Origin of the sequence: Arthrobacter sp. B6 (assembly GCF_001663775.1) — a bacterium.
Taxonomy (GTDB): domain Bacteria; phylum Actinomycetota; class Actinomycetes; order Actinomycetales; family Micrococcaceae; genus Arthrobacter.
On record NZ_KV467169.1, the window covers coordinates 1030881 to 1048130 of the forward strand.

At 65.9% G+C, this 17250-nt stretch carries 20 protein-coding genes and 1 tRNA gene; 13 read left to right on the forward strand and 8 right to left on the reverse strand.

What is annotated here, in order from left to right:
- Positions 1–43: 43 nt before the first annotated feature.
- The 3 genes from AU175_RS19450 to AU175_RS19460 are packed head-to-tail and all read left to right on the forward strand — an operon-like array spanning position 44 to position 2608.
- Complete coding sequence (locus AU175_RS19450; protein WP_066293492.1) at positions 44–526, forward strand: hypothetical protein; 483 nt, start codon at positions 44–46, stop codon at positions 524–526.
- Positions 510–1997 (forward strand): multicopper oxidase family protein, encoded by a 1488-nt coding sequence (locus tag AU175_RS19455; RefSeq protein WP_066293494.1) that lies wholly within the window; start codon positions 510–512, stop codon positions 1995–1997. The genes AU175_RS19450 and AU175_RS19455 overlap by 17 nt, the downstream gene beginning before the upstream one ends.
- A 29-nt stretch (positions 1998–2026) precedes the next feature.
- Positions 2027–2608: a hypothetical protein gene (locus tag AU175_RS19460; protein ID WP_156642474.1), complete on the forward strand. Its 582-nt coding sequence runs from the start codon at positions 2027–2029 to the stop codon at positions 2606–2608.
- Between the two features lie 21 nt (positions 2609–2629).
- On the opposite strand, the gene AU175_RS22575 is transcribed toward AU175_RS19460, so the two are convergent.
- Positions 2630–4318, reverse strand: a complete 1689-nt coding sequence (locus AU175_RS22575; protein WP_066293498.1) for a LuxR C-terminal-related transcriptional regulator — start codon at positions 4316–4318, stop codon at positions 2630–2632.
- Positions 4319–4585: 267 nt separating this feature from the next.
- Between AU175_RS22575 and AU175_RS19470 the strand changes: the two genes are divergently transcribed.
- Positions 4586–5020, forward strand: a complete 435-nt coding sequence (locus AU175_RS19470) for an ester cyclase (RefSeq protein ID WP_066293506.1) — start codon at positions 4586–4588, stop codon at positions 5018–5020.
- A gap of 81 nt (positions 5021–5101) precedes the next feature.
- Here AU175_RS19470 and AU175_RS19475 read toward each other — a convergent pair whose 3' ends face one another.
- Positions 5102–6778 (reverse strand): AMP-binding protein, encoded by a 1677-nt coding sequence (locus AU175_RS19475; RefSeq protein WP_066293509.1) that lies wholly within the window; start codon positions 6776–6778, stop codon positions 5102–5104.
- 103 nt (positions 6779–6881) lie between these two features.
- Here AU175_RS19475 and AU175_RS19480 point away from each other — a divergent pair, with 103 nt between their 5' ends.
- A complete protein-coding gene (locus tag AU175_RS19480; RefSeq protein WP_066293511.1) occupies positions 6882–7160 on the forward strand; it encodes a putative quinol monooxygenase in 279 nt (92 codons plus the stop codon).
- Positions 7161–7258: 98 nt separating this feature from the next.
- On the opposite strand, the gene trxA is transcribed toward AU175_RS19480, so the two are convergent.
- A complete protein-coding gene (gene trxA, locus AU175_RS19485; protein ID WP_066293513.1) occupies positions 7259–7654 on the reverse strand; it encodes a thioredoxin in 396 nt (131 codons plus the stop codon).
- Positions 7655–7814: 160 nt separating this feature from the next.
- On the opposite strand from trxA, the gene AU175_RS19490 reads away from it, so the two are divergent.
- Together AU175_RS19490 and AU175_RS19495 are read left to right on the forward strand one after the other, a co-directional pair.
- On the forward strand, positions 7815–8735 hold the full coding sequence (locus AU175_RS19490; RefSeq protein ID WP_066293516.1) for an ABC transporter ATP-binding protein: 921 nt from the start codon (positions 7815–7817) through the stop codon (positions 8733–8735).
- Positions 8732–9532 (forward strand): ABC transporter permease subunit, encoded by an 801-nt coding sequence (locus AU175_RS19495; RefSeq protein WP_066293519.1) that lies wholly within the window; start codon positions 8732–8734, stop codon positions 9530–9532. The genes AU175_RS19490 and AU175_RS19495 overlap by 4 nt, the downstream gene beginning before the upstream one ends.
- A gap of 67 nt (positions 9533–9599) precedes the next feature.
- On the opposite strand, the gene AU175_RS19500 is transcribed toward AU175_RS19495, so the two are convergent.
- Positions 9600–10154, reverse strand: coding sequence for an acyl-CoA thioesterase (locus tag AU175_RS19500; RefSeq protein WP_066293522.1), 555 nt, complete (start codon positions 10152–10154; stop codon positions 9600–9602).
- A 508-nt stretch (positions 10155–10662) separates the two neighbouring features.
- Between AU175_RS19500 and AU175_RS19505 the strand changes: the two genes are divergently transcribed.
- Positions 10663–11655 (forward strand): LysM peptidoglycan-binding domain-containing protein, encoded by a 993-nt coding sequence (locus tag AU175_RS19505; protein WP_066293525.1) that lies wholly within the window; start codon positions 10663–10665, stop codon positions 11653–11655.
- A 120-nt stretch (positions 11656–11775) separates the two neighbouring features.
- On the opposite strand, the gene AU175_RS19510 is transcribed toward AU175_RS19505, so the two are convergent.
- From AU175_RS19510 to AU175_RS19520, 3 genes are all read right to left on the reverse strand, one after another.
- Positions 11776–12207, reverse strand: coding sequence for a CBS domain-containing protein (locus tag AU175_RS19510; RefSeq protein WP_066293527.1), 432 nt, complete (start codon positions 12205–12207; stop codon positions 11776–11778).
- A gap of 244 nt (positions 12208–12451) precedes the next feature.
- Positions 12452–12533 (reverse strand) — tRNA-Tyr (locus tag AU175_RS19515).
- A gap of 170 nt (positions 12534–12703) precedes the next feature.
- Complete coding sequence (locus tag AU175_RS19520) at positions 12704–12958, reverse strand: hypothetical protein (RefSeq protein ID WP_066294504.1); 255 nt, start codon at positions 12956–12958, stop codon at positions 12704–12706.
- A 203-nt stretch (positions 12959–13161) separates the two neighbouring features.
- Between AU175_RS19520 and AU175_RS19525 the strand changes: the two genes are divergently transcribed.
- Positions 13162–13653, forward strand: coding sequence for a YajQ family cyclic di-GMP-binding protein (locus tag AU175_RS19525; RefSeq protein WP_066293529.1), 492 nt, complete (start codon positions 13162–13164; stop codon positions 13651–13653).
- Between the two features lie 154 nt (positions 13654–13807).
- Positions 13808–14161 carry a GNAT family N-acetyltransferase gene (locus AU175_RS19530; RefSeq protein WP_231938657.1) on the forward strand — a complete coding sequence of 118 codons (354 nt, stop codon included), beginning with the start codon at positions 13808–13810 and terminating at the stop codon, positions 14159–14161.
- A 100-nt stretch (positions 14162–14261) separates the two neighbouring features.
- Here AU175_RS19530 and htpX read toward each other — a convergent pair whose 3' ends face one another.
- Complete coding sequence (gene htpX / locus AU175_RS19535; protein WP_066294507.1) at positions 14262–15128, reverse strand: zinc metalloprotease HtpX; 867 nt, start codon at positions 15126–15128, stop codon at positions 14262–14264.
- Between the two features lie 258 nt (positions 15129–15386).
- Here htpX and AU175_RS19540 point away from each other — a divergent pair, with 258 nt between their 5' ends.
- The 3 genes from AU175_RS19540 to AU175_RS21490 form a co-directional block, all read left to right on the forward strand.
- Positions 15387–16202 (forward strand): hypothetical protein, encoded by an 816-nt coding sequence (locus AU175_RS19540; protein ID WP_066293533.1) that lies wholly within the window; start codon positions 15387–15389, stop codon positions 16200–16202.
- Positions 16203–16232: 30 nt separating this feature from the next.
- The gene (locus tag AU175_RS19545) at positions 16233–16718 is read left to right on the forward strand and encodes a Fur family transcriptional regulator (protein ID WP_066293535.1); all 486 of its coding nucleotides are present in this window, start codon (positions 16233–16235) and stop codon (positions 16716–16718) included.
- A gap of 7 nt (positions 16719–16725) precedes the next feature.
- The coding region (locus tag AU175_RS21490; RefSeq protein ID WP_156642535.1) for a catalase at positions 16726–17250 on the forward strand (525 nt) is incomplete at its 3' end.

Below are 17250 nucleotides of genomic sequence, written 5' to 3' on the forward strand. Positions count from 1 at the left end.
GGATGCCGCGGAACGGTGACCGCACAACAAGGAGGATGACATCATGCGCAGGATTTACTCGGCCATCGCCTGGATCATCGCCGGCGGCGTTGTGGTGCAGGCAGCCTCGATCGCCTTCGCCCTCGGTGGCATCGGCCGCTACGTCCAGGATGGGGGTGTCATCGACAAGGCCCTCGTCGAGAGCCGCCAGGCAACATTCACCGGTGACCTCGGCTTCCCCATCCACGGCATCGTGGGCGGGATGGTCATACCGCTCGCGGCCGTGGCGCTGCTCATCGTCGCGTTCTTCGTGAAGGCGCAGGGCGCCCGAGTGCGGGGTGCACGGCTGTGGGCAGGCATCGTGCTCGGTCTGGTCGCGCTTCAGATCACCCTGGGCTATTCGATCGTCGACATGCCCTACCTCGGCCTGATCCACGGTGCGAACGCTCTGGCTGTGCTGCTCGCTGCGGTCTACGCGGCGTTGCGCGTCAGGCGGGCAGCCCTGTCCGTTGCTGAGGAACCCGCGGCCAATGCCATCACGACGTGACCTCGTCCATCGGGCAGCCGCCGCCATCGCGGTGACCAGCGCCCTTGGCCTCGGCGCGCTCGGATGGGGCTCAACGCTGCTTGGCGAGTACTCGGTTATGGACATGGGTGGCGGTCAGGCCGCCCATGCCCACGGGACCCGCACCGGCCCGGGCAGCCCGGGCAGTGGCCTCAGCGTGACGGAACTGGTCGCGGATCCCCTCCGGGTGCCTGACGTGCGCGTCGAACTTGTTGCCCGCCAGCAGACGATCGAAATTCCTGGTGGGCGCCCGGTGGAGGGGTACACCGTGAACGGCACCTCCCCGGGACCGACGATCCGGGCGCGGCAGGGCGATCTCGTCGAGGTGGAATTCCGCAATGAATCAGTAGCCGCCGGTGCCACCCTGCACTGGCATGGCATTGACGTGCCCAACGCGGCTGACGGGGTCGCGGGAATCACCCAGGACGCAGTTCCAGCCGGAGGACACCATACCTATCGGTTCACTGCAGACGACGCCGGCACGTACTGGTATCACTCCCACCAGGTGTCACATGAACAGGTCGAGGGCGGGCTGCTCGGTGCGATCGTGATCGAACCCGTCCAGCCGCCGGCGGGCACCGGCGACACGGACGCCGTCGCGCTGCTGCACGTCTACGGTGGCCAGCACACACTCAACGGGCGCGTTCAGGACGAACACCTGCCGACAGAGCCCGGTGCCACAGCGAGGATCCGCGTCATCAACACCGACCAGGGAACTGCCGCAGTTTGGTCAGCCTCTCCCTTCCGTGTTGTCGCCACCGATGGGCACGAGGTCAACGGCCCCGCCGTCGTCGAAGGCCGCAAAGTACTCATTCCCGCCGGAGGGCGGGTGGACTTCGCGGTGCAGGCCCCCGCGCACCGCTCGGGGCGACTGCACGTCGGCGGGGCCCGCAGCATCTCCATCGGCGATCCGGGCGCCGGGGATGCCGGCGCAACGCCATCAGCGCGGCAGTCCTCGGAGACCCTCGACCTGCTGGCATATGGCGATCCTGCCCCTCCCGGCTTCGACCCACAGTCGCCGGACCGCACGTTCGACTACGTGATCGGACGTCGTCTGGGCCTCATCGACGGCCGCCCCGGCAACTTCTGGACGATCAACGGACGGCTCTTCCCCGACGTACCGATGTTCCACGTTCGCGAGGGTGACGTCGTCGTCATGCGCGTCGTCAACGACTCGGGAGAGGTACATCCCATGCACCTGCACGGCCACCACGTCCTCGTGCTCTCACGCGACGGCAACCCGGCATCGGGAAGCCCGTGGTGGGTCGACTCGCTCGACGTCCACCCCGGCGAGAAGTACGAGATCGCCTTCATTGCCGACAACCCCGGCATCTGGAGCGACCACTGCCATACCCTCCCCCACGCCGTCGACGGCCTCGTGGCCCACGTGATGTACGAGGGAGTCTCTACGCCTTTCACCATCAACGGCGGCGCCGGCAATCAGCCCGAGTAAATCCGCTCAACCGTAGAAAGTAGAATCCCATGCCATCAATGTCCGTCACTCCCCAGGTCCGTCTCGCTGCCCGCGCTTGCATGGCCGGTGGGGCCGGGTTTTTCATCCTTGCGATCGTAGCCCTGGCTGTACCCGCGCTGGCGCCGGGGGCCCCGCCCGTAGTGTGGCTCCAGGTCCTCCTGGCTGTCCTCCACGTGGGCCAGATGGCCGGGATGGCGGCAATCGGCCTCACCGGGGCCGTCGGCCGCGCCGGTATGGTCGGTCTGTGGCTGGCGGCGGCAGGCGCCGCCACCTTCGCCGTCGCCGAGCTGACGCTGCTCGTCAGCCGACCCGGCTCCGAGACGGCGTTCGGCCTCGGGTCCCTGCTGACTGTCGTCGGTCTGTCCATAGCCGGGGGCTCCGTGCTGCACCAGAGGACGTGGAACGGCCCGGGCCGGTTCCTCCCTCTCGCCCTGGGAGCCTACAACGTGGTGATGCTCCTGGCCCTGGCCTTGGGGCCGGTTCAGCTCGGTATAGTCGCACTGGCGCTAAATGCTGTGCTGTGGACCCTGCTTGGCTGGTCCCTGAGCGGTATCCGCTCTGCTGCGCCTGTGCGCGCCGAGCTGGCCTGACCACGCCCCTGGCTCAGCTGATCAGCTGAGTTGGCCGGGGAGGCGGGCGGCGTAAGCTGCGGCTTCGGCGCGGTTGCGCAGGCCCAGCTTCTCCAGCACGCTGCTCACATGGTGGGCCACCGTCTTGCTGCTGATGAACAGCTGCCCCGCAATTTCATGATTCGAATAGCCCTGGACGAGGAGCCGCAGGATTTCCTGCTCACGCCGGGTGAGGACGCCGGCTTCGCGGGGAACGGACCTGCCTCCGGCTCCCCACGACCGCAACAGCGCCGCGGCCACGTCGGCATCATGGGACGCCCCCAGCTTGTCGAGCACCGACAGGGCTGCGCGGGCCTCGGAGACAGCGAGCGACGGTTGACCCTGCGCCAAGACACGCGCAAGTTCCAGCCGCGAGCGCGCTGCCTCCAGTGGGAGCTCCAAGTGCCCGAACCATTTGAGGGCTTCTTCAAAGTAAACTGTGGCAGGCTCCTGCCGGCCCTCGGCGGCTGCAACGCGCCCTCTGGCCAGAGCGGCATGTGCAGACAACAAGCGCACTCCGCCGGCGCCGGCGTCGAGCTCGGCGAGGTGCTGGGCAGCCGCAGCGGCAGCGGCGGGATTACCGGCCGCCAGCTGTGCCTCCACCAGCAGCCCGCGTGCACCGGCTGTCTCGAGGGACGTCCGTTGGCCGCCGGCGTGCAGCTGGGGAACGACGTCGTCGGTGCTGCCATTTTCCGAACGAAGCCAACGTTCTGCCAGAGCCACGGCCGCCACCGGTTCATTAATTCCGAGGGACAGGCCTGCCGCCGCCAGGCTGGTCTCGACGGGCGCGCCGATGCCCTCAATCAGTGCCCTCGCCTCGTCGAAGTGTCCCTGGCGCACGCGGAGCTCGGCGAGGCTGGCTATAGCCCGGTGGAACATGCCTGGGAAGACGCCCCTCGTACCGGCCGCCGCCCGCCGCAGCTCGTCGTCGGCTTCGGCCCAGTGACCGGTCAGGAGGAGGACGCGCCCGTGGACCATGCGGCACTGGGCGTAAAGGTAAGGGCAGCCGTAGGACCTCATATAGTCGTCGGCGGCCTGCGACCACTGGGTGGCCCGTCCAAGATCGCTGAGGAGGTCGCAGACCGTCAGCATCGAACAGCTCGCCATGACCACGGTGTAGAAGCTCGAACCATCGCCGCCCAGGGCGCTCGCCATCGCCTCGTCAACGCAGCGAAGCCCGGCCTGGACCTCTCCCTCCTTGACCAGAACCACCCCGCGCTCCGCGAGCGCACAGACTGCCAGGTCCGGGTCGCCCAACTCGTGCGACGTGGCCAGCGCCCGCTCGATCAGCTCCCGGCAGGTTTGGGCATCCGTAGCCAGCAGCGCCGCGCAGTAGTCGACCCACGCCAGCGACAGCCCGTCGTCGGGGTCCGCCATGCTCTCGGCACGGGCGAGCCAGCCCCGCGCCGCCGCTTCATTGCCAAGGGACATCCCGTAGACAAGGCACAGCCAGACGGCTGAATCGATGGCCTCGGGAACATTGCCGGCTCGGCGGCTGGCAGCGTAAGCGCGCTCGCGGCAGTGGACGCTTTCGCCGACGTCGCCGAGGAAGAATAGGGCATCGCCCAGACCTGCGAGGGCGTCCGCCGATCCCGTGCCCGCAAGTGCTTCCTCAAACGCGGCGCGGGCCTCCGTCCACCGTCCCGCGTCCAGTGCCTGGTGGCCTTTCGCTGTCAGATCCTCCAGCGTCACGCTTCAATTACAGCACCTCATACCGCCGTTCCCTAGGGAACAGGCTGGGCCCGGGACAGCGTTCGTCTCCGACCCTCCTGCCGCTCGCATCCCGGGGAGTTTTTGTCCAGATGCAGCGACTTCCGGCGGCGCGAACTCCCCATATGTGGACAAAATCTCCAATTGGGCTCAGAAATGGGTCATTTGACCGATCCCTGCGGCAGCGGATCCGGGGAGTCTGAAGGTGTCCCGAAAAACGGACAAACAGGAACAATCAAGGAGCAAACAATGAGCACCAGCGCACTCACGAGCGCATTTGCCAAGGCAGTGGAAGCCGTCAACGCCCATGATGCGAAGGCCTTTGCTGCAACTTACGCAGCGGACGCGGTGGTCCACGATCCGCTCTATCCGCAGCCGCTGAAGGGGCGGGACGCCATTGAGCAGGACATGGTGGAACTCCTGCGGGCGTTTCCGGATGCCCGTTTCACCGTCGGGCAACTGCTTCAGGACGGTGAGACGGTAGCGGGCGAGTTCACCCTGGGCGGGACGCACCTGGGTCCGTTGGCGGCGCCCGACGGTGAGATTCCCCCTACCGGAAATTCCATCAAGAACAACGGGGCTGTCTTCTCGAAGTTCAACGCTGCCGGAGAAGTCATCGAGGAACGCCGCTACTACGATGTTGCAGGATTGATCGCACAGATCGAGTTGGCGCCGGCAACCTGAGCCCTGCGGACAGGGCCACATGTGTACGTTCGCGCTAAACGAGGGTTCGTGGGGCGCGAACGTACAATTGGCGCCCAAGCGTCAGAGTCCCAGGCGGGCCACGGCTTCCTCGCGCATCTCCACCTTGCGGATCTTCCCTGACACCGTCATCGGGAAGCTTTCCCGGACGTCCACGTAGCGCGGAATCTTGTAGTGCGCCAGCTTCCCCCGGCAGAATTCGGCGACCGCGGCCTCGTCCAAGGGTTCCGCGCCCGGGTTGAGGATGATGCAGGCCATGAGCTCCTCGCCGTATTTGGCGTCCGGCACCCCGATCACCTGCACATCCCGGACGGAGGGATGGCTGTACAGGAATTCCTCGATCTCGCGCGGGTAGATGTTTTCGCCGCCGCGGATCACCATGTCCTTGATCCTGCCCTCAATCACCACGTAGCCGTCGTCGTCCATCCGTGCGAGGTCGCCGGTATGCATCCAGCCGTCGGCGTCGATGGCTTCTGCGGTCTTGTCCGGCTGGCCCCAGTAACCAGACATGACCGCGTACCCGCGGGTACACAACTCGCCGATCCTGCCCCGTTCCAGCACCTCGCCGGAGCCGGGGTCGATGATCTGGCTTTCCAGCCGGGGCATGGTGCGGCCCACGGTCTCCGTACGCTGCTGCAGGGTGTCGCCCTTCCGGGTCATGGTGGACACCGGCGAGGTCTCGGTCATGCCATAGCAGATTGCAACGTCTGCCATGTGCATGTCGGAGATGACCCGGTTCATCACGTCGATGGGGCACACGGATCCGGCCATGACGCCGGTGCGGAGCGTGGCGAGGTCGTAGGAAGCGAAGTCGGGAAGCGCCAGTTCGGCGATGAACATGGTGGGCACTCCGTACAGCGATGTCCCGCCAAAGTCCTGCACCGCTTCCAGCGCCGCCGCCGGGTTGAAGCCGCGCCCGGGAATGATGGTGGCCGCGCCGTGGCTGAGTGCCGCCAGGTTGCCGATCACCATCCCGAAGCAGTGGTAGAAAGGCACCGGAATCACCACCCGGTCGTGCTCTGTGTAGCCCAGCAGCTCACCAATGGAGAAGCCGTTGTTGAGGATGTTGTGGTGGGTCAGGGTTGCGCCCTTGGGGAAGCCTGTGGTCCCGGACGTGTACTGCAGGTTGACGGGATCGTGCGGGTCCAGTTCAGCCATCCGCGCCAACAGGCCGGAATGCGCGACGCCGTCGGCCCGCTTGAGCAGCTCGGCGTACGTCAGCTCTGCGTCACCTTGGGGGACGCCGGCGTCGAGCCCGTCCATGCCCGCATCCGGCAGGAACACCAGTTCGCGCAGGTCAGGGCAGTCGGCGAGCGCCTTGCGGGCCATTCCCACATAGTCACTGGTGTGGTCCGACGGCGCCGTCACCAGCATGCGCATGCCGTTCTGCTTGACCACAAACTCCAGCTCATGGCTGCGGTACGCGGGGTTGACGTTCACCAGGATGGCCCCCGCCTTCGCCGAGGCGTACTGCAGCAGGGTCCATTCCGCGCAGTTCGGGCTCCAGATGCCCACACGGTCCCCCTTGGCGACGCCCAAGGCGAGCAGCGCACGCGCGAGGCGGTCGACGTCGTCGTTCATTTTGGTGTAGCTCCATCGCCGGGCGTCGGCGCCCGGAACCGTCGCGGCCTCGATCAGCGCGTCGTGGAAGGGAAACCGGGCCACTACCCGCTCAAAGTTGGTGCCGATGGTTTCCTCGAGCAGCGGGACGTCAGTGTCCCCGGCTGTATATGCGCGCATGCTGCACGCTACCAAGACGACCGGGGCAAATGAAGCGCAACAGGAGGGTGTCCGCGCGTCGACAGGACAGGTGGGCAGCCGACGGGCCGGTATTGTGAAAGCCATGAGTGCACCCATCGATCTGCAGGCAACGTTCATCCCCAACGACGGCGAGTTCTTCCGTGTGAAGCTCGCCCTGGAAATCGCCATCGACGAGGTGGTGAACGAACCCGGCTGCATCCGCTACGAGCTGACCGAGGCCACCGAAGAGAAGCTGGTCCTGACGGAGCAGTGGGCGTCCGAGGAGGATCTTGAGAAGCACTCCAAAGGCACTGCCGTCCAGGACCTGAACGAATCCCTGAGCGCGCTGCTGGCTGAGCCTGTCAAGGTGGAACGCATCTAGCCGCTCGCCCGGAGTCGCTGAAACGCAACGAGGTCGCCGGAACGCTCCGGCGACCTCGTGCTGTTCCGGCGATCGTGGGTATTTGACCGCCAGTTTGTCTAGTTTTCCTTGGCCTCAGCAGCCGCCGCGGCCTCGGCTTTGGAGCGCGCCACGTTGGCGTGCACCTCGTCCATGTCCAGGGCCTTGACGGCGTCAACCACCTGCTCCAACTGCTGGGCGTTCAGGGCACCCGGCTGTGAGAACACGAGGACTTTTTCGCGGAAGGCCATCAGCGTGGGAATGGACGTAATTCCGGCCTCGGCGGCGAGCTGCTGCTCGGCCTCGGTGTCCACCTTCGTGAACAGGACGTCGGAGTGCTTCTCGGACACGGCGCTGTACGTGGGCCCAAACTGCTTGCACGGACCGCACCATTCAGCCCAGAAGTCCACCAGGACAATGTCATTGCCTTCGATGGTCGATGCGAACTGTTCACCTGTGATGTCAACGGTAGCCATGGGTCAACGGTACGCGAGCAGGCCATGCTATGTCGCGGCCTGGTGCCCCCTGTTCGCTTCCCGCGTCATCGGGAATAACCGCGGGGCCCATGTACAGCACGGGGACGCTGAGCCTACCCTTGGCGTCATCAGCCGCTGAAAGCCGCATCCAGGAGGGCGCATGCCGCACGCAATCTCCGCCAGGTCCCTCACGAAGAAATTCGGCAGCCGGGAGGTGCTGCACGGCGTGGACTTCGCCGTCGAAGCAGGCTCCGTGTTCGGTGTGATCGGCCCCAACGGCGCGGGCAAGACCACCACTATGCGCTGTCTGCTGGACATCATCCGCCCCACTTCCGGGGAGGTCCGGGTCCTCGGGGAGGATCCCCGGGCGGGCGGTCCGGAGCTCCGCCGCCGGATCGGCTACCTGCCGGGCGAGCTGTTCCTCGAGGGCCGGGTCACGGGCCGGAAACTCCTGGCCCACTACCAGGCCATCAGCGGTCCTGTTGCCCCGGGCAGGGTGGAGGCGCTGGCTGAACGACTGGGTCTGGACCTGGACCGCCATACCCGCAAGCTGTCGAAGGGCAACAAGCAGAAACTGGGCCTGGTCCAGGCATTCATGCACGATCCCGAACTGCTGGTCCTCGATGAGCCCACCAGTGGCCTGGATCCGCTGGTCCAGCAGGAGTTCCACGCCATGGTTCGCGAATCGCAGCACAAGGGCCAGACCATTTTCCTCAGTTCCCATGTCCTCAGCGAGGTCCAACAGACGGCGGACACCGTGGCCATCCTGAGGGACGGGCGGATCATGGCGGTGGAGTCGGTGAGCGGGCTCCGCGAAGGTGCCGTGCGGCACCTTCGGCTTTCCGCTCGCGGAATTACCGCGCACGACGCCGGCGCGCTGCTGGGTGCGGTGCCCGGCGTCGGACGTGTGGAGGTACTTGAGTCCAACAGCACCGTCACCCTGACGGCGACGCTGGAAGGGGACATCCAGCCGCTGGTCCGGGCCTTGGGCAGGCTGCAGTTGAAGGACCTTGTCCTGGAGGAGCCGGACCTGGAGGAATCGGTGCTGAAGATGTATTCGAGCCCGAAGGAGGGCGAGTGAGCACGACGCTGCCGCTGTTCCGCAGGGCCTTTTTGGACACCTGGCGCTCCACCCTTGCGTGGGCAGCCGGGCTTGCCGCTGCCACGTTCCTGTACCTGCCGCTGTACCCGTCCATCGGCGGGAGCGCGCAGATGCAGGACATGATCGATGCCCTCCCCGCCGAAATGACCAAAGCGCTGAACTACGACCAGATCGCCACCGGTCCGGGCTACGCCCAGGCCACGCTGTACGGCCTCCTCGGGTTCCTGCTGATGACCATCGCCTCCGTGGGATGGGGTGCCGCAGCGGTGGGCGGCGATGAGGAATCCGGCCAGCTGGAACTGACCCTCGCCCATGGTGTGACGCGGGTCCAAGTGGTGCTGGAACGCGCGCTTTCCCTAATGCTGCGGGTGGTCCTGCTCGCGGCACTGGTCTTTGTGCTGGTCCGGCTGCTGGACGATTCGGCCCAGCTCGGCATCCGGCCGGAGAACCTGTTCGGCGCGACCGTGCTCTTCGCGGGCCTGGCGCTCCTGAGCGGAACGGCTGCGCTGTGTGCGGGCGCCGTGTCAGGCCGCCGGACCCACGGGCTCGCGGTCGGCGCGGCGGTGGGCGTCCTGGGCTACGTCTTTAACGCCGTCGGCCGGCAGAGCGAGGATGTGGAGTGGCTGCTCAACCTCAGCCCCTACCACTGGGCGTACGGAAACTCACCGGTGGCCAATGGAGCGGATTGGGCAGCCGCCACAGGACTCTGGGGCATCTCCATTGCCCTAGTGGCCCTGGCGGCAATCGCGGTGGACAGGCGCGACGTCGGCGCGTAGCCGGCGCCGCAGCCCGGCGCGATAGTCGGGTGCCGATATCGGCAGCCGCAGCCCGGGCAGCCGGCGGTCAGGCCCTGGCTTCCCAGAGGTGCGGGGCCGGCGTCCGGCTGCCCGGCAGTGCATTGGTCTCGCGCCACTCGTGGATCCATTCGGGGAGGATGAGGTCCGCCGGGGGCTGGCCGAACTCGCGCAGGATCTCTTCCTGGCTGACGGGTTTTCCTCTGTTGACCAGCCGGGTGGCGATGTAGGCACGGGCATAAATTTCGCCGTCGGACACCATGCGCTGCTCAAAGTAGATGGCCTTGGCGTCCAGGCCGATGATTTTGGTTTCGATCGTGTACTGCTGCCACAGCTGCAGGGACTTCCGGAAGGCGATGGTCTCCCCCGCCGCCACCGGGCTCCAGCCGCGCTGCCGCATCCTCTTCCAGACCCCGCTGCGGACCATCAGGTCGAACCGCCCCAGGTCCATCAGGGAAAAGTACATCCCGTTGTTGACGTGCATGGCAATGTCGATGTCCGTGGGCAGGACGCGCAGCGGCAGGGACGACGTATCCCAAATGGTCAGCGCGGAGCGGCGGGCGGACGTGAACAGCATCAGGAGGGTGCGCAGAAGCAGGTGCATCCCCCAATGTTACCCACCAGTAACTTCGTGGTAAACCTCGCTTCCGCGGATCCGGATGGTGACGCTGCTCCGTCCTGCACCGTCACGTCGGCGGAACACTGCGGGGGCCGTGTGCTTCCTGTACCATCCGGCCCCGGACACCGCGCCTGTGGAGCAAGTAGTCCAGGCCTGGGCCCACGAGTAGGTGCCGCCGCCTCGCCAAGTAATCCGCGGAAAAAGTCGGGTAATGCCTACTCGTGCCGCCCCTGCGCCCGCTTCCTAGACTCGAAATTCCTAGGGCCGAAAAAGTTGCTGGCGCGTCCTCCGAGCTGGGGTGGATGATGCCGCTTCATAGTGGAGCTTCCGTATCTTCTGGGTATGCGGGCGGCTCCCATCATGCGCATCCCTGCGCGGGCACGGACACTGACCGGAACCGCATAGCGCATCACACCTCGATCCGTCCTGCAATGTGAACCGGCGGCATCCACCGCTGCTTTCCTTGACGGGGCCGACCTGCGATGGGCCACCCATGAACCAGTTCACCCAAAAAACTCCCGAACCACCCCGCCGCAACTTCGAAACCGACGTCCCCCGGACAGAACTGACTCAAGGCCGCAGGCCAGTCAGTAACCGGCTCTGGGCAGGCATGGCCGCCGCGGCCATGGTCTCCGCCGTAGGCGTCGGAGCCCTGGCAGGGCCCGTCCGCTCGGCGGAAGTGCCGGCGTCGACGGATGCAGGCACGACGGCGGAAGCACCCGCGGTGCGCATCGCACGGCCGTTGGCGGCGCTGCCCCTGGACGAACCATACGTGGGCACCCTTGAGCCCGGGTCTGTTGATGCCACAGCCCAGCTTGAGGCGCCAGCTGTGCCGGCCGAGGCTGCCGCCCCTGTCCCTCCTGCGCCGGCTGAGCCCGCCCCGGCTCCTGCCCCCGCGGGAGACTCCAACCGCTACACCGTGGTTCCCGGCGACACCGTGGGTGGGATCGCGGCGCGGCATGGCGTGGACGTGCATGGGATGCTGGCCGCCAACGGACTCGGCGTCTACAGCATCATCGTCCCCGGCCAGGTCCTGGTGTTGTCAGGTCCCGCCGTCTCCGTACCTGCGGCCGCGCCGGCAGCCGCCCCCGCCGCCGCACCGGCTGCGCCAGCACCTGCCCCGGCACCTGTCCCGGCCCTGGTCCAGGCCGCCCCCGCTGTCCGGACAATCTACGTGGCCGGTGCCGGCGGACAGGCCATGGTGGACGCCTGCATCGGGCCCATCCACTACACGCCCAACGATGGCTACTCGCTCTTTATCACCGAGCATGATTTCTGCGGCGGCTGGGCACGGTTCTCCGGCATCGCCGTGGGCGAAACCGTCAGCATTCCGGGCTATGGAACGTACACGGCGACGGCCCGCGGCCAGGTCCCCAACCCGGGCACCACCAATGACGTCATCGCAGTGTTCGGCGGCTTCCCCAGGGCTATCCTGCAGACCTGCATCCCCGGAACCAACCAGATGCTCCTGATTGCTTTGAACTGACTTCCCTAAGCTTGTCCGCGGTTCCGAAGCCTCAAGGCGAGGAGCCGCGGACAAGGCCATGATGGTCCAAAAAGTAACGCCACGGAGAGGACTCCGTGGCGTTCTGCTTGGAATTGCTGACTACACCTGCATCCGTTTGCGTTCCGAAATGTGCTCCACCAGCTCGCCCACACGCTGCTCGGAGTAATTGCGCGCGATGTCACCCTGGCTGATGATTCCGACCATCTTGTGATCGGCGATGACCGGGAGCCGCCGGATCTGGTGCCGCTCCATCAGTTCGATGGCGGCGTCAACGTTGGCGTCGGCGTCAACCCAGTGAGGCGTGCCGGAGGCAAGGTCGCGGGCCATCATCTCACGGGGATCGCGGCCGGCGGCAACGCACTTGAGGACGATGTCACGGTCTGTGATCATGCCCTTCAACTTGCCGTCGTCGCCGCAGATCGGCAACGATCCGCAGTCCAGATCAAGCATCATCCGCGCGGCATCCGCGAGGGACTGGTCTTCCGTGATACACCGGGCATCCGTAGTCATGAATTCACGTACAACACTCATTGATCCTCCTTCATCGATTGATGCATCGACGCAGGATACCGGGGCTCATGCGCCGATGCTGCCAGCCTACGCCGGGGCCGGTACACCTGTCGACGGCGATTTTATGGCCGCATCCTCAGCTTTTCCGCGGTTCCGATCCTTCAAGGGCACGAGCCGCGAACAAGGCCGGGACGGCGCGTTTGGGGGAATGACGAAGGCCCGCACTTCCTTGCTATTGCAGGGAAGTACGGGCCTTCGTTTTGGGTGGCAGATGAGGGATTCGAACCCCCGTAGGCGTTGCCAGCTGATTTACAGTCAGCCCCCTTTGGCCGCTCGGGTAATCTGCCGAACTTCAAAAGAAGATCACCCCCGGCTGCAGCGTTCGGAACGTCCGTTTCCGGGCCGTTCCGCTTCCAGTAACCGCGGGCAAGACAACTTTACAGAACTTCTGCCGAAGAATCGAATCGGGCCCCGGGCGGTCCAAAAAACACCGAAAAACCCCGGGAATCAGGGGAAATCAAGCCTCACCGAGAATGCGTCCTGCGAGCCGTGCCTCGAACTTAACAGCCTGCTCTTCGGTGATCTGGTTCAGCTGGACGGCCCGCAGCAGGTCCTCGTGCACGCCGTCCATCCGGGCGGAAGCATCGGCTACCGGGCTGAAGATGATGGAAGCTGCCACCGCGGCAGCGGCAACGGAGGTGGCTGCTGTGGCAACGGCGCCTGCCGCAGCCGAGGTGCTTTGGGTGACGTAACGGACGGCTTTACGATGCATGGTCTTTCCCTTCAAGCTCTTATCCAACAACTCCAACTCTCCGTCGCCGGCCTTCGTTCCCGCCCTGTGTCCGCTGAGAGGGAACTGTGAATACCGCACCGTCACAAGGGGGGCATCCGTATTAGGCTGGAATGCAGAGATCAGGCGCCCCAGGCGCGCAACCAGCACCGCAACCGCAGGGCACCACCAGCACAAGGAGAATCATGGCAGGCGAGTCAACGTTCGACGTCGTAAGCAAAGTGGACAAGCAGGAGGTTGCCAACGCGCTGAACCAGGCGCAGAAGGAACTGGCCCAGCGCTACGACTTCAAAGGTGTCGGCGCCGAGGTCGATTTCAGCGGCGAGAAGATCCTGATGAAGGCAAACTCGGAGGAGCGCGTACTGGCCGTCCTGGACGTGCTCCAGTCCAAGCTGATCCGCCGCGGCATCTCGCTGAAGTCACTGGACACCGGTGAGCCCTACGCGTCCGGCAAGGAATTCCGCCTGGAGGCCTCCATCAAGGAAGGCATCGCGCAGGACCTGGCCAAGAAGATCAACAAGCTGATCCGCGACGAAGCCCCCAAGGGGGTCAAGTCCCAGATCCAGGGCGACGAACTCCGCGTCACGTCGAAGTCCCGCGACGACCTGCAGGCCACCATGGCCCTGCTGAAGGACTTTGACGAAGCGGACTTGCAGTTCGTTAACTTCCGCAGCTAGCAGCGGTGGCGTTGACGGTAACCGCGGAGCCGTGGAGCTCCGCGGACGGATCGGCGCTCCGGTCCATGCAGCGGCGCGAGCTGGATGAACGGTACGGCAGCGATGACCACGAGCCCGGTTTGTCCCCACGGCGGAGGACATCACGGTATTCCTGGTGGCGCGCACCCCGGACGGCCAGGCAGTGGGCTGCGGCGCGCTCCGGCAGCTGGACGCCGGCAGCGCGGAGATCAAGCGGATGTTTGTGCTGCCCGAAACCCGCGGCAGCGGCGCAGCGACGGCAGTCCTGCGCGCCCTCGAGGCGGAGGCCCGGGCCCGCGGCTTTGGGGAGCTCAAGTTGGAAACGGGCACTGCCCAGCCCGAGGCCATGCGCTTCTACGAGCGTGAGGGTTACGGCAGGATCGAGAACTTCGGGCCCTACGAGGGTGAGCCGCTCTCGGTTTGCTACGCCAAAAGTGGACCATTCGAGCGGCCCATTCGAACGGCCATAGCCAAAACGCGCAACTTTTGAGCAGACTGGCCCTGCAAAGCCTTGTGCTGACGCGGACCGCCACCTCCGGCCGGGCGCATAAGTGACGCAAATTGGTCAACGAAACCCAGCCACCGGCCGCCTAACGCAGCGGCCTGCCGGCCATCCGCTCCAGCCGGGCAATCCGGTCCTTCATGGGCGGGTGCGTGCGGAACAGCTTGGTCATCGTCCCGCCGCGGAACGGGTTGGCGATCATCAGGTGCGAGGTGTTCACCAGCTTCTGGTCCTGCGGAAGCGGCACGATCCGGACGCCCTGCTCAATCCTGTTCAGGGCTGAGGCGAGTGCCAGCGGATCGCCGGTCAGCTGCGCACCGTCCTCATCGGCGTCGTACTCCCTGGTCCGGGAGATGGCCAGCTGGATCAGCGACGCCGCGAACGGGGCCAGCAGCGCCATGGCCAGCATGGCAAGCGGGTTGGAGTTGCGCCGGTCGCCGCCGAAGAACAGCAGCATCTGCCCCACGGAGGTGATGACGCCGGCGACGGCGGCCGCCACCGAGGAGGTGAGGATGTCCCGGTTGTACACGTGCATGAGCTCGTGCCCCAGCACGGCGCGGAGCTCGCGGGCGTCCAGCAGCTGGAGGATGCCCTGGGTGACGCAGACAGCCGCGTTCCGTGGATTCCGCCCCGTCGCGAAGGCATTGGGGTTCATCGTGGGCGAGACGTAGATGCGCGGCATCGGCTGGTTGGCGCGGACGGACAGCTCGCGGACCATCTGGTACAGCTGGGGCGCCTGGGCCTCCGTGACCGGGTAGGCCTGCATGGAGCGGATGGCGATCTTGTCGCTGTTCCAGTAGCCGTACGCTGTGGTGGCCACGCCGATGATGGCCATGATCCAGATGGGCGCCGAACTGCGGGTGTTCAGGCCGATCAGGCCGCCCAGTCCCAGCAGCACCGCCCAAAGGACGCCAAAGAGCGCCACAGTCTTCAGGCCGTTGTAATGCTTGTGCACGTCCACTCCTCCACGTCTGCCCGGCACGTCCAGCGGGACCGGGTTGCGGGCATCGTACTTCGAAAGCCCGTCTGCAGCTGCGCGGCCAGCCCGCCACGGTACTGCGCGCACCGCTGCGGAGCAGCAGGACCCAGCCCTCAGTCAAAATTTTAGTCCCGCCTCCTGCAGGCAGGTCACCTGCCCGCGGGCCGTACTGGCCGCTCCATGTCTTCTTTTTTCACACGCTTGATATCCTCAGGCGGGGGAAGGAATTTGCGCATGAATCTATCAAGGCGGCTTCTTTTTGCATCGGCGATCTGGGAAGTTGCCCGGCCCCGGACCGCCCTGAACCCGGGCCACCTCCTCATTCGGCTCACGAATCCCGCCGTCACCTTCGATCTCCGTTCAGCCGCCGACTGGCTCTGGTGCCACAACGCTGCCCGGCAGGGCCTTGCCGAGGTGCTCGGAGCCAAGCGCTGCACCGTGGTTTTTGCCCACCAGTGGCATCCCATCGGTGCGGCGATCGGCGAGCCGGAGGTCGAGTCGTCCACGCCCACCTTCCACCTGTTCGGGCGTTGGGACCGCGAACCGGTTTCCCCGGGCGAACAGCTCCGCCTCCCGGCGCAGCGCCGGGTGCCCGCCGGAGCCAAGGAGTTACAGGAGTACGACGGCGGCCTCCGCACTGTGCTGCGACGCCTGGCTTTGGGGCGCCCGTCAGAGGCGGGCAGGCAGTTCGCGGCAATCCTGCCCGGCGGCATTGCCGCGAACGGCCATCTCGCGGAGCCGGTTCCGCAGCCCAGCGGCAACCTTCCGAAAATTTTGTCCAGTGCCCCACGGGTCAAGGCCGGTGCGCACCACAGTGTGCTTGCGCCGGCGTCGGGCGAACCTGGACTCACGCCCGGGCACCTGCTGGCTCTGGCCGCCTCGCTCCAGGGCATGACGGAACGCCGCGGCGTGAGCGGCCTGAGCTGTGTGGTGCCTGAGCCCCGTGGTGGACCGCTGGAAGTCCACGCGATGGGCCGATCGGCAGGAGAATCCGTCAATCCCATGCAGGAATTCCTGGATCTTCCGGAGGTTAGCCAAGCCTTATTGTGATGAACTCATAATAAGTGTTTCAATAGAGGCATGACGGATCACTTTGGCGGCCACGAAGCATGGGCTGCGGCCCTGCGCGCCCACGGCCGCCGGGTTACCAAACAGCGGCTGGCGGTGCTGGCCGCCGTCGAACACCACCCCCATTCCCCGGCGGAGAGCATTCTCGCCGCCGCGCGCGCGGAACTCCCGGAGCTGACCGCGCAGTCCGTCTACGTGGTCCTTGGTGACCTCACCGACCTGCACATGCTGCGCCGTTTTGAGCCGCCGCACTCCCCCGCGCTGTACGAGACCCGGGTGGGCGACAACCACCACCACGCGATCTGCGTCAGCTGCGGCCGTGTCGAGGACGTGGAGTGCGCCGTCGGGCATGCGCCCTGCCTCACCCCGCACTGGGACGAGAACGCCAAGCCCATGACCATCCAGATCGCCGACGTTATGTACCAGGGCATCTGCCAGGACTGCCAGCAGTCCCAACAACTTCCTTCTGAACGTCCCTCACAAGTAATAGAGAAATAGGAGAAAAATGACTGCCATTTCAACGACCCAGTCAGGTGCGCCGGTTACGTCCGACGCGCATTCGAAGTCAGTTGGTGCCGACGGTGCCATCATCCTGACTGACCACTACCTGGTGGAAAAGCTTGCCCAGTTCAACCGCGAGCGGGTGCCGGAGCGCGTAGTGCACGCCAAGGGCGGCGGCGCGTTCGGCACGTTCAAGGCCACCGAGGACATCTCGGCCTACACCAAGGCCGCGTTCCTGCAGCCGGGCGTTGAGACCGAGATGCTGATCCGTTTCTCCTCCGTCGCGGGCGAGAACGGCTCCCCTGACACCTGGCGGGACCCGCGCGGTTTCGCCGTGAAGTTCTACACCTCCGAGGGCAACTACGACCTCGTGGGCAACAACACCCCGGTCTTCTTCATCCGCGACGGCATCAAGTTCCCGGACTTCATCCACTCCCAGAAGCGCCTCCCGGGCACCCACCTGCGCGACGCGGACATGCAGTGGGACTTCTGGACCCTGTCCCTGCCGGCCGAGGCTGCCGCCCCTGTC

Excerpts from the sequence above, each read along its gene's own strand:
- AU175_RS19450 (WP_066293492.1), top strand. The coding sequence starts at position 44 with ATGCGCAGGATTTACTCGGCCATCGCCTGGATCATCGCCGGCGGCGTT.
- AU175_RS19455 (WP_066293494.1), top strand. The coding sequence starts at position 510 with ATGCCATCACGACGTGACCTCGTCCATCGGGCAGCCGCCGCCATCGCG.
- AU175_RS19460 (WP_156642474.1), top strand. The coding sequence starts at position 2,027 with ATGCCATCAATGTCCGTCACTCCCCAGGTCCGTCTCGCTGCCCGCGCT.
- AU175_RS19470 (WP_066293506.1), top strand. The coding sequence starts at position 4,586 with ATGAGCACCAGCGCACTCACGAGCGCATTTGCCAAGGCAGTGGAAGCC.
- AU175_RS19475 (WP_066293509.1), bottom strand. The coding sequence starts at position 6,778 with ATGCGCGCATATACAGCCGGGGACACTGACGTCCCGCTGCTCGAGGAA.
- AU175_RS19480 (WP_066293511.1), top strand. The coding sequence starts at position 6,882 with ATGAGTGCACCCATCGATCTGCAGGCAACGTTCATCCCCAACGACGGC.
- trxA (WP_066293513.1), bottom strand. The coding sequence starts at position 7,654 with ATGGCTACCGTTGACATCACAGGTGAACAGTTCGCATCGACCATCGAA.
- AU175_RS19490 (WP_066293516.1), top strand. The coding sequence starts at position 7,815 with ATGCCGCACGCAATCTCCGCCAGGTCCCTCACGAAGAAATTCGGCAGC.
- AU175_RS19500 (WP_066293522.1), bottom strand. The coding sequence starts at position 10,154 with ATGCACCTGCTTCTGCGCACCCTCCTGATGCTGTTCACGTCCGCCCGC.
- AU175_RS19505 (WP_066293525.1), top strand. The coding sequence starts at position 10,663 with ATGAACCAGTTCACCCAAAAAACTCCCGAACCACCCCGCCGCAACTTC.
- AU175_RS19510 (WP_066293527.1), bottom strand. The coding sequence starts at position 12,207 with ATGAGTGTTGTACGTGAATTCATGACTACGGATGCCCGGTGTATCACG.
- AU175_RS19520 (WP_066294504.1), bottom strand. The coding sequence starts at position 12,958 with ATGCATCGTAAAGCCGTCCGTTACGTCACCCAAAGCACCTCGGCTGCG.
- AU175_RS19525 (WP_066293529.1), top strand. The coding sequence starts at position 13,162 with ATGGCAGGCGAGTCAACGTTCGACGTCGTAAGCAAAGTGGACAAGCAG.
- AU175_RS19540 (WP_066293533.1), top strand. The coding sequence starts at position 15,387 with ATGAATCTATCAAGGCGGCTTCTTTTTGCATCGGCGATCTGGGAAGTT.
- AU175_RS19545 (WP_066293535.1), top strand. The coding sequence starts at position 16,233 with ATGACGGATCACTTTGGCGGCCACGAAGCATGGGCTGCGGCCCTGCGC.